13 protein-coding genes are annotated in these 12,761 nt (G+C 68.7%); 9 read left to right on the plus strand and 4 right to left on the minus strand.

Annotated features, from left to right (window positions below):
- The first annotated feature begins 154 nt into the window (after positions 1-154).
- The 4 genes from IM738_RS24220 (at position 155) to IM738_RS24235 (ending at position 3,620) form a co-directional block, all read left to right on the plus strand.
- A complete protein-coding gene (locus IM738_RS24220; RefSeq protein ID WP_236963566.1) occupies positions 155-1,072 on the plus strand; it encodes a hydroxymethylglutaryl-CoA lyase in 918 nt (305 codons plus the stop codon).
- Positions 1,073-1,197: 125 nt separating this feature from the next.
- The gene (locus tag IM738_RS24225) at positions 1,198-1,590 is read left to right on the plus strand and encodes a DUF4189 domain-containing protein (protein ID WP_236963567.1); all 393 of its coding nucleotides are present in this window, start codon (positions 1,198-1,200) and stop codon (positions 1,588-1,590) included.
- A gap of 161 nt (positions 1,591-1,751) precedes the next feature.
- Positions 1,752-2,720: a LysR family transcriptional regulator gene (locus IM738_RS24230; protein WP_236963568.1), complete on the plus strand. Its 969-nt coding sequence runs from the start codon at positions 1,752-1,754 to the stop codon at positions 2,718-2,720.
- 123 nt (positions 2,721-2,843) lie between these two features.
- Positions 2,844-3,620 (plus strand): S1 family peptidase, encoded by a 777-nt coding sequence (locus IM738_RS24235; RefSeq protein WP_236963569.1) that lies wholly within the window; start codon positions 2,844-2,846, stop codon positions 3,618-3,620.
- Here the strand turns inward: IM738_RS24235 and IM738_RS24240 are convergent.
- The 3 genes from IM738_RS24240 to IM738_RS24250 form a co-directional block, all read right to left on the minus strand.
- Complete coding sequence (locus IM738_RS24240) at positions 3,611-4,420, minus strand: carbon-nitrogen hydrolase family protein (protein WP_236963570.1); 810 nt, start codon at positions 4,418-4,420, stop codon at positions 3,611-3,613. The two genes, IM738_RS24235 and IM738_RS24240, sit on opposite strands and share 10 nt — an antisense overlap.
- A gap of 259 nt (positions 4,421-4,679) precedes the next feature.
- Complete coding sequence (locus IM738_RS24245; protein ID WP_236963571.1) at positions 4,680-6,347, minus strand: flavin monoamine oxidase family protein; 1,668 nt, start codon at positions 6,345-6,347, stop codon at positions 4,680-4,682.
- Between the two features lie 149 nt (positions 6,348-6,496).
- The gene (locus IM738_RS24250) at positions 6,497-7,141 is read right to left on the minus strand and encodes a LysE/ArgO family amino acid transporter (protein WP_236963572.1); all 645 of its coding nucleotides are present in this window, start codon (positions 7,139-7,141) and stop codon (positions 6,497-6,499) included.
- A gap of 130 nt (positions 7,142-7,271) precedes the next feature.
- Here IM738_RS24250 and IM738_RS24255 point away from each other — a divergent pair, with 130 nt between their 5' ends.
- Positions 7,272-8,180, plus strand: coding sequence for an HTH-type transcriptional regulator ArgP (locus IM738_RS24255; RefSeq protein ID WP_236963573.1), 909 nt, complete (start codon positions 7,272-7,274; stop codon positions 8,178-8,180).
- Between the two features lie 131 nt (positions 8,181-8,311).
- On the opposite strand, the gene IM738_RS24260 is transcribed toward IM738_RS24255, so the two are convergent.
- Positions 8,312-8,731 carry a PsiF family protein gene (locus IM738_RS24260; protein WP_236963574.1) on the minus strand — a complete coding sequence of 140 codons (420 nt, stop codon included), beginning with the start codon at positions 8,729-8,731 and terminating at the stop codon, positions 8,312-8,314.
- 125 nt (positions 8,732-8,856) lie between these two features.
- Here IM738_RS24260 and argS point away from each other — a divergent pair, with 125 nt between their 5' ends.
- The 4 genes from argS to lptA all read left to right on the plus strand — a co-directional run bounded on the left by argS (position 8,857) and on the right by lptA (position 12,743).
- Entirely contained in the window at positions 8,857-10,554 is a 1,698-nt protein-coding gene (argS, locus tag IM738_RS24265) for an arginine--tRNA ligase (protein ID WP_236963575.1), read from the plus strand.
- Positions 10,555-10,567: 13 nt separating this feature from the next.
- A complete protein-coding gene (locus IM738_RS24270; protein ID WP_236963576.1) occupies positions 10,568-11,248 on the plus strand; it encodes an SPOR domain-containing protein in 681 nt (226 codons plus the stop codon).
- 75 nt (positions 11,249-11,323) lie between these two features.
- Entirely contained in the window at positions 11,324-11,962 is a 639-nt protein-coding gene (locus IM738_RS24275) for a thiol:disulfide interchange protein DsbA/DsbL (protein WP_236963577.1), read from the plus strand.
- 136 nt (positions 11,963-12,098) lie between these two features.
- Positions 12,099-12,743 carry a lipopolysaccharide transport periplasmic protein LptA gene (lptA, locus tag IM738_RS24280; protein ID WP_236963578.1) on the plus strand — a complete coding sequence of 215 codons (645 nt, stop codon included), beginning with the start codon at positions 12,099-12,101 and terminating at the stop codon, positions 12,741-12,743.
- Positions 12,744-12,761: the final 18 nt, after the last annotated feature.

Consider the following 12,761-nt stretch of genomic DNA (forward strand, 5'->3'; position numbering starts at 1 on the left):
CTCGGTCGGTTCGTCGCAAGCGCCGACCAACCGCCACCGTGGACAACCCTGCACCGCCTTTCATCCAACGGGGAAGAGAGGGTAGTCCAGTGAGCGCCGCCCGGCCGTTCCGAAGGCGCTCAGCTCCGAAGTGCGCAGCACTGAGGGTGGTCCAGTGAGCCGGCCCGACGTCCACATCAGCGAGGTCGGCCCGCGCGACGGGCTGCAGTCCGTCAAGGCCACCATGCCCACGGCCGACAAGTGCCGCTGGATCGACGCGCTCGCCGCCGCTGGCCTGCGCGAGATCGAGGTCGGCTCCTTCGTGCCGGCCCACCTCCTGCCGCAGATGGCCGACGTGGCCGAGGTGGTGCGGCACGCGCTCACGCTGCCGGGCCTGACCGTGATGGCGCTGGTGCCCAACCGGCGCGGCGCCGAGGCCGCGCTCGCCGCCGGGGTGCACAAGCTCACCCTGCCCGTGTCCGCCAGTGAAGCGCACTCGCTCGCCAACGTGCGCAAGACGCGCGAGCAGATGGTGGACGAGCTGCGCAGCGTGGTCGCGCTGCGCAACGAGGTCGCGCCCGCCGTGCCGGTGGAGGTGGGCCTGTCCACCGCGTTCGGCTGCACGCTGCAGGGTGCGGTGGCGGAAGACGAGGTGATCCGCCTCGCGCTCGCCTGCGTGCAGGCGGGCGTGGACGAGGTCGGCCTGTCCGACACCACCGGCATGGCGAACCCGGCGCAGGTGCGTCGCCTGTTCACCCGGCTGCGCGCCGAACTGGGCGAGCGCGCCGGCGCGGCGCACATGCACAACACGCGGGGACTCGGTCTGGCCAACTGCCTCGCCGCGTTCGATGTGGGCGTGCGCAGCTTCGACAGCTCGCTCGGCGGCCTGGGCGGCTGCCCCTACGCGCCGGGCGCCAGCGGCAATGTGGTCACCGAAGACCTGGTTTTCATGTTCGAAGCGATGGGTATCGGCACGGGTGTGGAGCTGGACCGGCTCATCGCCGCGCGCGAGCCGCTCCAGGCCGGACTGCCGGGCGAACCGGTCTACGGCATGACGCCCGAAGCCGGCCTGCCCAGGGGCTGGCGGGGCTGAACAGCGGCGCGGGCCGGCGGTGCGCCTGTTGTTTTTGAGGTGGAAATACCCTCGGGGCTGGAATAGACTCTTCGGGGCGGGCGCGTGTTGCGCCCTCATGAACGACATTTTTAAGGAGGTAGGACATGAAGACATCTCGATGGATGGTGAGCGGTGTGGCGTTGCTGGCATCCCTGCTGGTGGCCGCCTGCGGCGGTGGTGGCGACAGTGACGGGTACGGCGCGATTGCCGTGAGCAACTCCACCGGCCGGGTCGCCATCGCTTCCGAAGCCTTGACGCAGTCGATCGCCAACGACGAAGCCCGGGACGAGTGCGATGCCGGCGACTGCACGGTGGTGTTGCAGTTCGAAGAGTGCGGCGCGATCTCCTCGGCCCGCACCAGTGGCGGCGCGTTGGTGTACGGTGTGGCGGCGGGTGGCACGGCGTTCGACGCGCAGACCGCGGCCAACAACTCGTGCACCGCCAAGGGCGGCGTGGGTTGCGCCACGATCCCCAACCTGCCGGCGGTCTGCAACTGAGCGTCGGTCCATGGCGGCAGCGTGGCCGATCGCCCGCGCTGCCGCTTTCCGGTTCGCCTGGAGATCCTCCGGGGTTGAATCGTCAGTGAATCGGTTTTGGTCAAAAATCGCCAATCAGAGGCCGTTGATTACCCTTTTTCAATGAGGTAATCTGCGGTCCCATGGACAAGCTCAAGCAGCTCGAAACCTTTGCCTCCGTCGCCACCCGGGGCAGCCTGACCGCCGCCGCCAGGGCCGAAGGTGTGGCCCCGGCCATCATCGGCCGCCGGCTCGACGCGCTCGAAGCCCGGCTGGGCGTCAAGCTCATGGTGCGCACCACGCGGCGCATCACCCTCACGCACGAAGGCAGTGCCTTCCTCGAAGACTGCCAGCGCCTGCTGACCGACCTGGCCAATGCCGAAGCCAGCGTCAGCGCCGGCGGCGTCAAGGCCAGCGGGCACCTGCGCATCACCGCACCGGCCGGTTTCGGCCGCCGCCACGTGGCGCCGCTGGTGCCCCACTTCCGTGAACGTCACCCTGAGGTCACCCTGTCGCTCAACCTCAGCGACCGGGTGGTCGATGTGGCGGGCGAGGGTTACGACTGCGCCGTGCGCGTGGGCGACCTGCCCGACTCCTCGCTGGTCAGCGTGCGGCTGGCCGACAACCGGCGCCTCTGTGTGGCCACGCCGAAATACCTGCAGCAACACGGTCGCCCTCAGACCCCCGCCGACCTCACGCGGTTTGACTGCCTGGTGCTCAGCAGCGACGCCTCGCAGACCCGGGGCTGGGCGTTCTCGATGCCGGCCAGTGCCTCGGCCCCCGACGGCGTCGAGCGCGAGATCGTGCACCTGCGCCCGGGCGGCCCGCTCGATTGCAGCGACGGCCAGGTCTTGCACGAGTGGTGCCTGGCCGGCTACGGCATCGCCTGGCGCAGCACCTGGGAAGTCGAGGCCGACATCGCCGCCGGCCGCCTGGAGGCCGTGCTCGAAGACCACGCCGCGCCGCCCAACGGCATCTACGCCCTGTTTCCCCAGCGCAAGCACCTCGCGCTCCGGGTGCGGCTGTGGATCGACTTCCTGAAACACCACTACGGCCAGGCCGACTTCTGGGCCGGGGTGGGCCGTTCGCAGCAGCGTGAACCGGTGGCATGAGGGGTTGCGTCCCTGTACCTCAAGGCGTCGCACGTTTGGCGGTACATTGCGAATCTGGCAGGGGCGCCGCCGAGCTTGTGTGACCGTCCCGTTGCTTTCACAACAGGGGTAAACATGAACCGAATGAGCAGGTGGCTGCTGGTGTTGACGGCGGCGGTGGTGGTCACCGCTTGTGGCGGTGGTGACGATGAGGCGACGCTCCCGAGCGCGACCGCGCTGTGCGGCAGCATCGGCCTGACGCCCAAGGTGCTCAATGGCGCCAACTGTGGCCAACCCGAGCTGTCGCCGGTCATCCTGCTCAACGTGATCAACAGTTCTGGCGGCGCGACGGTCTGTTCCGGCACGCTCATTGCCCCCAACAAGGTCCTGACCGCAGCCCATTGTCTGCCTGCAGGCACCAGCCGTGTGCTGGCGGGGCTCTGGAGCGCTGACGGCACCGTCGTAGGCATCCGCGCCAGCAGCTGGGCGGTGCATCCGCAGTACCAGCGGGGCGCGTCGGTGCTGGTGAACGACGCGGCCGTGGTGGTGCTGCCCCGCGGCCTGCCCAACCCGACCATGGGGGTGCTGGTGAGCGAAAACTCGGCACCCGGCCAGTCTGTGTTTGTCTCTGGCTGGGGCGCGCCGGGGTTTGAACTCGCGGTGGGTTACGCCCGCCTGACCAAGGTGAACGAAACGAGCGTGGGCTACGTCTACGAGGGCAAGCTGAGCAACACCTGCAACGGTGACTCCGGTGGCCCCGCCTACCGCGCGATCGGCGGTCGCCAGGGTGTGGTGGGCATCACCTCGTCGGGCACGGTGGCCGACTGCGGCGCGGGCGATGAATCGCTGTTCACCAACGTTCAGAGCCCGTCGGTGATCAACTTCATCCGTTCCCAGGCGCCCGAAGCGGCCTACTTCTGATCGCCGCACAGCGGCCCATACAGGTCGCTGCGCCGCTGGGGCAGGGGGGAGCTGAGGCGCGCCGCCGACAGCGCGAGACGCCGCAGTGTCACCACCAGCAGGGCGTCATCCCGCCCCGCCTGTGACTGGTGCCGCCCATCGGGCTCCACGACGGTGCTCAGTCCGCCGTAGCTCAACCCGGCCTCACTGCCACAGGCGTTCGCGTACGCCACGTAGAGCCGGTTCTCGCATGCGCGGGCGGGCAACAGGACGTTCTGCACCTCGTCAAAGCCCACCATGTTGGCTGTGGGCACGAGCACCGCGTCGGCGCCCTGCAGCGCGAGCCCGCGCACGGCCTCGGGGAATTCCACGTCGTAGCAGATCAGCAGGCCCAGGCGCCAGCCGCGCCAGGTGAAGGCCTGCGATGCGGCGTCGCCCGCGCTGAACTGCGCGCGGTCCAGGTCGCCGAACAGGTGGGTCTTGCGGTAGTGCGCCAGCCGCGCGCCGTCGGGGGCGATGAACTGTGCCGCGTTGAAGGGCTGGCCTGCCGGGTTCTGCTCCGGATAGCCGTAGGCGATGGCGATGCCGTGGCGCTGCGCGATCGCGGCCACCGCCTGCGCCAGCGGGCCGTCGCGCGGCTCCGCGAGTGCCGCGACGCGCTCCGCACCGATGGCGTAGCCGGTGAGGCCCATCTCGGGTGCGATCAGCAGGTCCGCGCCTTGGGCGCGCGCCCGGGCCGCGGTGGCGTCCAGCCGTTGCAGCGCCTCGGCCGTGGTGGGCGCGTAGCCGGTCTGCCAGAGGGCGAGGGTCAGATCGTGCATGGTGCGAAGGCAGGGTTTTGCCGCCGGGCCGCCCCAAGGCAAGACGCGCCCCCCTGGGGGGCAGCGACCCGCGCAGCGGCGGAGCGTGGGGGAGGGTTTCGCCGCCGGGCCGCCCCAAGGCAAGACGCGCCCCCTCGGGGGGCAGCGACCCGCGCAGCGGCGGAGCGTGGGGGATGGTTTCGCCGCCGGGCCGCCCCAAGGCAAGACGCGCCCCCTCGGGGGGCAGCGACCCGCGCAGCGGTGGAGCGTGGGGGCATGTTCATTCTGGCAAGGCGATGGGGCCGATCTCGGGGAAGCACTCGCCCGGCCCGGGGTTGTCGGCCGGGCACTGACCCCCGAGCTGGTGGACGATGCCCCACACCGCGTTGAGCGAGGTCTGCACCGCGCCTTCGACCCAGGCGGGGGTGAACGACACGTCGTCGCCCGCGAGGAAGATGCCGCGTTCGGCGGCGGGCAAGCCGTCCTGCATGAAGTGGCCGTACATGCGCTGGTTGTAGCGGTAGTGGCCGGGCAGGGCGCCCTTGAAGGCGCCGAGGAAATACGGGTCGGCCTCCCATGAAATGGTGATCGGGTCGCCGACGATGTGGCTGGCGATGTCCACGGCCGGGTAGATCTTGTTCAGCGCCGCCAGCGCCAGCTGCACGCGTTTTTCGGGGCTGTGCGGCAGCATCTTGAGGGCGTCGCTCATCCAGGCGTAGGAGAGGCAGATCACGGCAGGCCGGTCCGGCCCGTTGTCGAACAGGTAGGTGCCGCGCGTGAGCCGGTCGGTGAGCGTCATGCTCATGGTGTCGCGGCCGGTGGCGGGGTCCACGTCTCTCCAGAACGGGCGGTCCACCATCACGAAGGTCTTGCTCGACTGCATGTAGCGCGTGCGGTCCAGCGCCATCCACAACTTCTGCGAGAACAGGCTTTCTTCGACCGCGATCTGCGTGGTGAGCAGCCAGCTCTGGCAGGTCACGAGCACGGCCGGGAAATGGCGCGTGGCGCCCCAGGTGTCGGTGACGGCGAGCCGGCCGTCCGCCGCGCGCGCGATGGCGGTGACGCCCGCGCGCGTGGCACCGCCGTGCAGGCTGGCGAGCGAGGTGCCGGCGGGCCAGTGGGTGATCTGCCCGGGCGCGTGGGCCCACAGGCCCAGCGGCACCTGCTGCACGCCGCCCACGATCAGGTGCTGGTCTTCGTCGCAACCCGTGAGCACCACGCGCAGGATCTCCAGCATGGTGTTGGGAAAGTCCGAGTCCCAGCCGCCGGTGCCGAAGCCCACCTGGCCGAACACCTCGCGGTGCCGGAACGAGAGCTTCGAAAACGCTTCCGACTGTGCGATGAAGTCGTAAAACGTGCGGTCGTCCCACAACGGCACGAGACGGTTCCACAGGGTCTTCAGGTGCGGCACGTCGCGCTCGCGCAGCGCCCGCTGCAGGTCGCCGAAACCCAGTTCGGCGAGCGCCTCGCTCCAGGCCTCGGCCACCTCGGTGAACAGAGGCGGCAGCTCGGCCAGCGAGCGCGCGTAGTGCGTCTGGCCTTCGAGGTCGATCACCGTGCTGCCGGCCGCGGGCGTCAGCGGGTTGGGGAAGGGCTGGGTCTGCAGGCCGAGCAGGTGCACGTAGTGGTAGAAGGCCGTGCCCGACGCCGGGAAGCGCATGCCGCCCAGCTCGGCGATCACGCCCTGGCCGCCTTCAAACGGTTGCGAACGCAGCCGCCCGCCCATGCGCGAGGCCTCGTACACCACGGGCTTCAGGCCCAGCTTCATCAGCTCGTAGGCCGCCACCAGCCCGGCGATGCCCGCGCCGACGATGGCCACCTCGGTGCCGTGCGCGCTGGCTGGCAACGTGGCCAGACCCTGCGGGTGTTTCAGCCAGTCGTCGAAGGCAAAGGGGAAGTCCGGGCCGAAGATCGTGACCGGGGCGGTGGCGGGGCGGGTGTGGGTCATGTGGGTCAACCTTGGATGCAGCGATCGTTTCTTCCCAGATGCGCAACGGGTGAAGGGTCTGGTGCCAGAACACCGCGGAACCGGCTCCGCCGGGCCGCTGGTGTTGTCCCCTTGAGGGGGTGACGCGCGAAGCGCGGCGCGGGGGTGGGTCAGAACAGGCTGGCGATGAGCCAGCCGGCCGTGGCCCACATCATGAGAGCGACCGCGCCGTCCAGCAAGCGCCAGAGGTGCAGCGAATTGAGCCGGCGGCCGAGCCAGAACGCGGCGGCGCCGAGCAGCAGGAACCAGACCAGCGAGCCGGTGGCGGCGCCCAGGCCGAACACGGTGCTGCCCTGCCCGTAGGCCAGCGAGGCCGTGCCGATCAGCACGGCGGTGTCGATCCAGGCGTGCGGGTTGAGCCACGAGAACGCGAGCGCCGAGAGGATGGCCTGGCGCTGCGTCAACGGTGTGGGGGCTTGGCGGGTCTGGTCGCCGGCACCGTCGTTCAGCGCGACCATCGCCTGCGGCTTCAGGAAGCGCTGGAACGCCTGCCAGCCGTACACGCCCAGGAACAACACGCCGGCACCCACCAGCGCGCCGAGCATCTTGTCGGAGAGGCCGCCGAGCTGGGCCAGACCGAGCACGCCGAGGCCGATCAGCACCACGTCGGCCAGCGCACACACGGCCACGGTGAGCCACAGGTGCTGGCGCTGCAGGCCCATGCGCAGCACGTGCGCGTTCTGCGGGCCGATCGCCATGATGAGCGACATGCTCAACAGCATGCCGGCGGAGAAGGTGGGAAAAGCGAGGACCATGGGGGACTCCGGGAAAGCGTGTGTGACAGGTGTTGTCTGGAAGAACTGGCCGCCAGTGTGCGCCGTTGGATCCATGATTTAAATGAAGTTAACTTAAACTCTGATCACTCAATAATTACTTGATCGAAACATGCTCGACGCCCGCCAACTCGACGCCCTCGCCGCCGTGATCGAACACGGCGGCTTTGGCCCGGCTGCGCAGGCGCTGAACCTCACCCTCGCTGCGGTGTCGCTGCGCATCAAGGCACTGGAAGAAGGGCTGGGCCAGCGCCTGCTGGTGCGCGGCAAGACGGTGCGCGCCACGGCGGCCGGCCAGGCGCTGCTGGCGCATGTGAAGCAGCTGCGGTTGATGGAGGCCGATCTGCTGGGCGGGCTGCAGGGTGCCGGGGCGAAAGACGGCGCGCGCTGGCAGAACCTGAGCGTGGCGATCAACGCCGATTCGGTGGCGAGCTGGTTTTTGCCCGGCGTGGCGCCGCTGCTGAAGCGCCACCGGCTGCTGCTGGAGATCGTGATCGACGACCAGGACCACACGCACGACGCGCTGAAAAGCGGCGACGTGGTCGGCTGCGTCACCACGCTGGCCCAGCCCATGCGCGGCTGCGTGGCCGAACCGCTGGGCGTGATGCGCTACCGCTGCGTGGCCGCGCCCGAGGTGGTGCAACGCTGCACCACGCCGCGTGGCGCCGTGTCACCGCACCAGCTGCTGGCGCACCCGGCCATCATCTTCAACCGCAAGGACGCGCTGCAGGACGCCTTTCTGGAACAGCACTTCGGCCTGAAGCAACCCCACTACCCGCGCCACTACACACCGGCGGTGGACGCCTTCGAGCGCGCGATCGAGCTGGGGCTGGGCTGGGGCATGGTGCCCGAGCAGGACCTGACCGGCCGGCCGGGGCTGCAGGAGGTGCTGCCCGGCGCCACGGTGGACGTGGTGTTGTATTGGCAACACTGGGAGCGGGAGCCACTGTCGGCGCAGCGGCTGACGGCGGCGGTGAAGGCAGCGGCGCATGCCAGCCTGCCGCCGGTTTCTTTGAACTGAGCCGCAGGTATCGAGCAAGCACCTTCGCTTGCCGGAGCACGTGCCTTGCCCAGCACACACCGTGGAACCGGCTTCGCCGGGCCACTGGTGTGGTCCCCCTCAGGGGGAAGCCGCGAAGCGGCGCAGGGGGGTCAACCTTTCAAGCAGCTGCTCATGAACGCCTTGCGCTCGTCGCCCTTCAGGGTCTTGGCCTTGGGGTCGGCGTTGCAGGTCTTCATCTTGTTCTGTTGGGCGGTGCCGACAGCGGTGTCGCCGCTCAGGCAGGACTTCATGAAGGCCTTGCGCGCGTCGCCTTTGAGGGTTTTGGCCTGCGTGTTGGCGTTGCAGGCCTTCATGCGGTTCTGCTGGGCGGACGGCGCTTTCTCGGCCGCTGCAGGCGTGGCCGGTGTGGCAGCGGTCGCAGGCGCAGCCGGGGTGGCCGGGGTGGCGGCGGGAGCCGCCGCCTGTGCCTTGGCTGGCGCCGCCGCGGGTGCGGCGGCAGGGGCGGCGGTTTGAGCCAGGGCCATGGACAAAGAGCCGGCCAGCGCGATCAAGGTGATGAGTTGTTTCATGGAGGTCCTCTGGTTGGAAGGGCGTCCCCGGATGTCGGTGCCGCCTTGCCCGGTGCCGGGCCCGTTGAACATACCGCATCCGGCCGCGCCGCCCCTGGCAGGCCGCCCCCGTAAAATCCCGCCCCATGCTCTCAGTCAAACAAGAATTGCTCAGCGGCCTGGCCGCCGGGCTGGAAACCCTGTCCCCCGGCGCGGGCGCCCGCGCGGCTTTTGAATCACCCAAGGTGGCCGCGCACGGCGATTTCGCCTGCACCGCGGCCATGCAGCTGGCCAAGCCGCTCAAGCTCAACCCCCGCCAGCTGGCGGAAACCCTGCGCGCCACGCTGCTGGCCCAGCCGGCGTACCAGCGGTGGGTGTCCGACATCGACATCGCCGGCCCGGGCTTCATCAACATCCGCCTCAAGCCGGCCGCGAAGCAGCAGACCGTGCGTGAAATCCTCGACGCCGCCGAGGCGTTCGGGCAACAGCCGCGCAACGGTCAGCGACTGATGGTCGAGTTCGTCTCGGCCAACCCAACCGGCCCGCTGCACGTGGGCCACGGTCGCCAGGCCGCGCTGGGCGACGCCATCTGCAGCCTGTACCAGACCCAGGGCTGGGACGTGCACCGCGAGTTCTATTACAACGACGCGGGCGTGCAGATCGGCACCCTGGCCCATTCCACGCAACTGCGTGTCAACGGCTTCAAGCCGGGTGACGAATGCTGGCCGACCGACCCCGAGAACCCGGCCAGCAAGGGGTTCTACAACGGCGACTACATCCAGGACATCGCCAACGATTTCCTGGCGAAGAAGACCGTCAAGTCCGACGACCGCGAGTTCACCGCCAGCGGCGACGCGCAAGACCTCGACGGCATGCGCCAGTTCGCGGTGGCCTACCTGCGCCACGAGCAGGACCTGGACCTGCAGGCCTTTGCCGTCAAGTTCGACCACTACTACCTGGAGTCCAGCCTGTACACCAGCGGCCGCGTGGACGCGACGGTGAAGAAACTCGTGGACGCCGGCAAAACCTACGAGCTCGACGGCGCGCTGTGGCTCAAGTCCACCGAGTACGGCGACGACAAGGACCGCGTCATGCGCAAGGGCGACGGCACCTACACCTACTTCGTGCCCGACGTGGCCTACCACATCGCCAAGTGGGAGCGCGGTTTCACCAAGGTCATCAACATCCAGGGCACCGACCACCACGGCACCATTGCGCGCGTGCGCGCCGGCTTGCAGGCCGCTGGCGTGGGCATCCCCCAGGGCTACCCCGACTACGTGCTGCACACCATGGTGCGTGTGGTGCGCGGCGGCGAAGAGGTGAAGATCAGCAAGCGCGCCGGCAGCTACGTGACCCTGCGCGACCTGATCGAATGGACCAGCAAGGACGCGGTGCGTTTCTTCCTGCTCAGCCGCAAGCCCGACACCGAATACACCTTCGACGTTGACCTGGCCGTGCAGAAGAACAACGACAACCCGGTGTATTACGTGCAGTACGCCCACGCGCGCATCTGCTCCGTGCTCGCGGCCTGGGGCGGCGATGTGGCGACGCTGAAGGACGTGGACCTCGCGCCGCTGGACAGCCCGGCGGCACAGGCGCTCATGCTGTTGCTGGCCAAGTACCCGGCCATGCTCAGCGACGCCGCACGCGACTTCGCGCCGCACGACGTGACCTTCTACCTGCGCGAACTGGCCGCGAGTTACCACAGCTACTACGACGCCGAGCGCATCCTGGTGGACGACGAGGCCGTGAAAAAGGCCCGTCTGGCGCTGGTCGCTGCCACCGCGCAGGTATTGCACAATGGTTTGGCGGTGCTCGGCGTGAGCGCACCGCAAAAGATGTGAATTGAAAGCACCCATGAAACTTCAAGCTACGCAGGCGAGAAAGCACCACGGCGGCACCCTCACGGGTTTCGTGGTCGGCCTGCTCGTCGGTCTGGGCGTGGCCCTGTCGGTGGCGGTGTACGTCACCCGCGTGCCCGTGCCGTTCGTGGACCGGGGCGTGTCGCGCAAACCGGCGCAGGACGCGGCCGAGGCCGAACGCAACAAGGGCTGGAACCCGAACGCTGGCCTGGCGGGCAAACCCGCGCCGTTGCCTGAGCCCCCTGTGGCGCCGCAGCCGTCCACCCCCGAGCAGACGCCACCCGACAAGGACGCGAGCGCCACCAAGACCGATCCGGCCAAACCCGGCGCCACCAAACCCGCCGATGCGGCCACGGCCAAGCCCGAAGCCGATCCGCTGGGTGATCTCATGAAGTCCAAGACCGGGGCTGCCGCCGACCCGGCTGCGGCGGGCGCCGATCCGTTCGCGTATTTCGTCCAGGCCGGGGCCTTCAGGTCACCCGAAGAGGCGCAGGCCCAGAAGGCGCGCCTGGCGATGCTGGGCATGGACGCCAGCGTCAGCGAGCGCGAGCAGGCGGGGCGCACCGTCTACCGTGTGCGCATGGGCCCCTTCGGCCAGAAGTCGATGGCCGACGCCACCCGCGAGCAGCTGGAGGTCAACGGGGTGGAGGCCGCGCTGGTGCGCGTGCAACGCTGACGCTGGTGCTGCCGGCTCACGGAACTTTTCGCTTTGGACACAGCCCCAACACACCCTTTCAAGGAGTTTGACCACATGGACCGTCGAGTTTTTTCCCGCAGCCTGTTCTCTGTCGGCGCCGCCGCAGCGGCCGGCATGAGTTTGACGCCCGCGCTCGCCCAGCGCGTCGCGTTCCAGGAGGGCAAGGACTTTGTGCGCCTGGCCAAGCCCGCGCTGACCGAATCGCCCGCAGGGCAGGTCGAGGTGGTGGAGTTCTTTGCCTACAGCTGCATCCACTGCTTCAACTTCGAGCCGGTCTTCAACGAATGGGTCAAACGCAAACCGGCCCACGTCAACGTGCGTCGCATGCCGGTGGCCTTCAACCAGAACTTCGTGCCGATGCAGCGCCTGTATTTCACGCTGGAAGCCATGGGCCTGGTCGACAAGCTGCACGAGAAGGTGTTCAAGGCGATCCACGAAGAGCGCCTGCCGCTGACCACCGCACCGGCCATCCTGGCCTGGGTGGAAAAGCAGGGCGTGAACCGCGACCAGTTCACCGGCATCTTCAACGGTGCCGCGGCCAAGCTGGGTGAAAAGGCGATCGGTCTTCAGGACGCCTACCAGGTCGAAGGCACGCCCGCACTGGGCGTCGCCGGGCGCTTCTACGTGGGCGGCCAGGGTCCACGCACCCTGCTGGTCGCCGACACGCTGATCGCCGAGGTTCGCAAGGGCTGAGCTTTTCGGTCCACGCGCACAAGGCCCGCTGTCTGCGGGCCTTGTGCTTTCAGGTGGGGAACAAACTCACGCCGAGGCAGCGAAACGTGTTTTGCACCGCTACAATGAATGCAAGATTTGTGCCCTCCCCAAAGCCATGCCCCAACACACCACGCCCCACCGTCCTTCTGCCTGGTTGTTTGTCGCGGTCCTCGCGCTGACGCTGTCCTCCGCTGCCCGGGCGGAAAAAGCCGACAAAGACAAACCCATGAACGTGGAGGCCGACGCCCTGCGCTACGAAGACACGCGCCAGACCAGCGTGTTCACGGGCAACGTCGTGCTGACCAAGGGCACCATCGTCATGCGCGGCGCCAAGATGGATGTGCGTCAGGATCCCCAGGGCAGCCAGTACGGTCTGCTGGTGGGCACCCCAGAGAAGCCCGGGTTCTTTCGCCAGAAGCGTGAGGGACTGGACGAGTGGATCGAAGGGGAGGGAGATCGCATCGAATACGACAGCAAGGCCGAAACCGTGCTGTTCACCGGACGGGCCGTGTTGCGGCGTTACCGTGGCACCCAGCTCAACGACGAAAGCGTGGGCAGCCAGATCCTCTACAACAGCCTGACCGAGGTGTTCACGGTCAAGGGTGGCGACACCAACCGAACCGCCGCCAACCCGACCGGCCGCGTGCGCGCCATGCTCACGCCGATTCCGGACGCACCGGCCGCCAATGTGCCCGCGCCTGTGCCCACCGATCCAGCCAAGCTGCGTCCCAGCAGCAAGATCACCGAGCCTCGCAAGTGACGGGGACCGTCTCCAGCC

Origin of the sequence: Hydrogenophaga sp. SL48 (genome assembly GCF_021729865.1) — a bacterium.
Classification (GTDB): Bacteria; Pseudomonadota; Gammaproteobacteria; order Burkholderiales; family Burkholderiaceae_C; genus Hydrogenophaga.

Bases quoted from the DNA above. Each gene is read 5' to 3' on its own strand.
- IM738_RS24275 (WP_236963577.1), top strand. From the start codon at position 11,324: ATGGACCGTCGAGTTTTTTCCCGCAGCCTGTTCTCTGTCGGCGCCGCC.
- IM738_RS24260 (WP_236963574.1), bottom strand. From the start codon at position 8,731: ATGAAACAACTCATCACCTTGATCGCGCTGGCCGGCTCTTTGTCCATG.
- IM738_RS24245 (WP_236963571.1), bottom strand. From the start codon at position 6,347: ATGACCCACACCCGCCCCGCCACCGCCCCGGTCACGATCTTCGGCCCG.
- IM738_RS24235 (WP_236963569.1), top strand. From the start codon at position 2,844: ATGAGCAGGTGGCTGCTGGTGTTGACGGCGGCGGTGGTGGTCACCGCT.
- IM738_RS24230 (WP_236963568.1), top strand. From the start codon at position 1,752: ATGGACAAGCTCAAGCAGCTCGAAACCTTTGCCTCCGTCGCCACCCGG.
- lptA (WP_236963578.1), top strand. From the start codon at position 12,099: ATGCCCCAACACACCACGCCCCACCGTCCTTCTGCCTGGTTGTTTGTC.
- argS (WP_236963575.1), top strand. From the start codon at position 8,857: ATGCTCTCAGTCAAACAAGAATTGCTCAGCGGCCTGGCCGCCGGGCTG.
- IM738_RS24240 (WP_236963570.1), bottom strand. From the start codon at position 4,420: ATGCACGATCTGACCCTCGCCCTCTGGCAGACCGGCTACGCGCCCACC.
- IM738_RS24225 (WP_236963567.1), top strand. From the start codon at position 1,198: ATGAAGACATCTCGATGGATGGTGAGCGGTGTGGCGTTGCTGGCATCC.
- IM738_RS24250 (WP_236963572.1), bottom strand. From the start codon at position 7,141: ATGGTCCTCGCTTTTCCCACCTTCTCCGCCGGCATGCTGTTGAGCATG.
- IM738_RS24255 (WP_236963573.1), top strand. From the start codon at position 7,272: ATGCTCGACGCCCGCCAACTCGACGCCCTCGCCGCCGTGATCGAACAC.
- IM738_RS24270 (WP_236963576.1), top strand. From the start codon at position 10,568: ATGAAACTTCAAGCTACGCAGGCGAGAAAGCACCACGGCGGCACCCTC.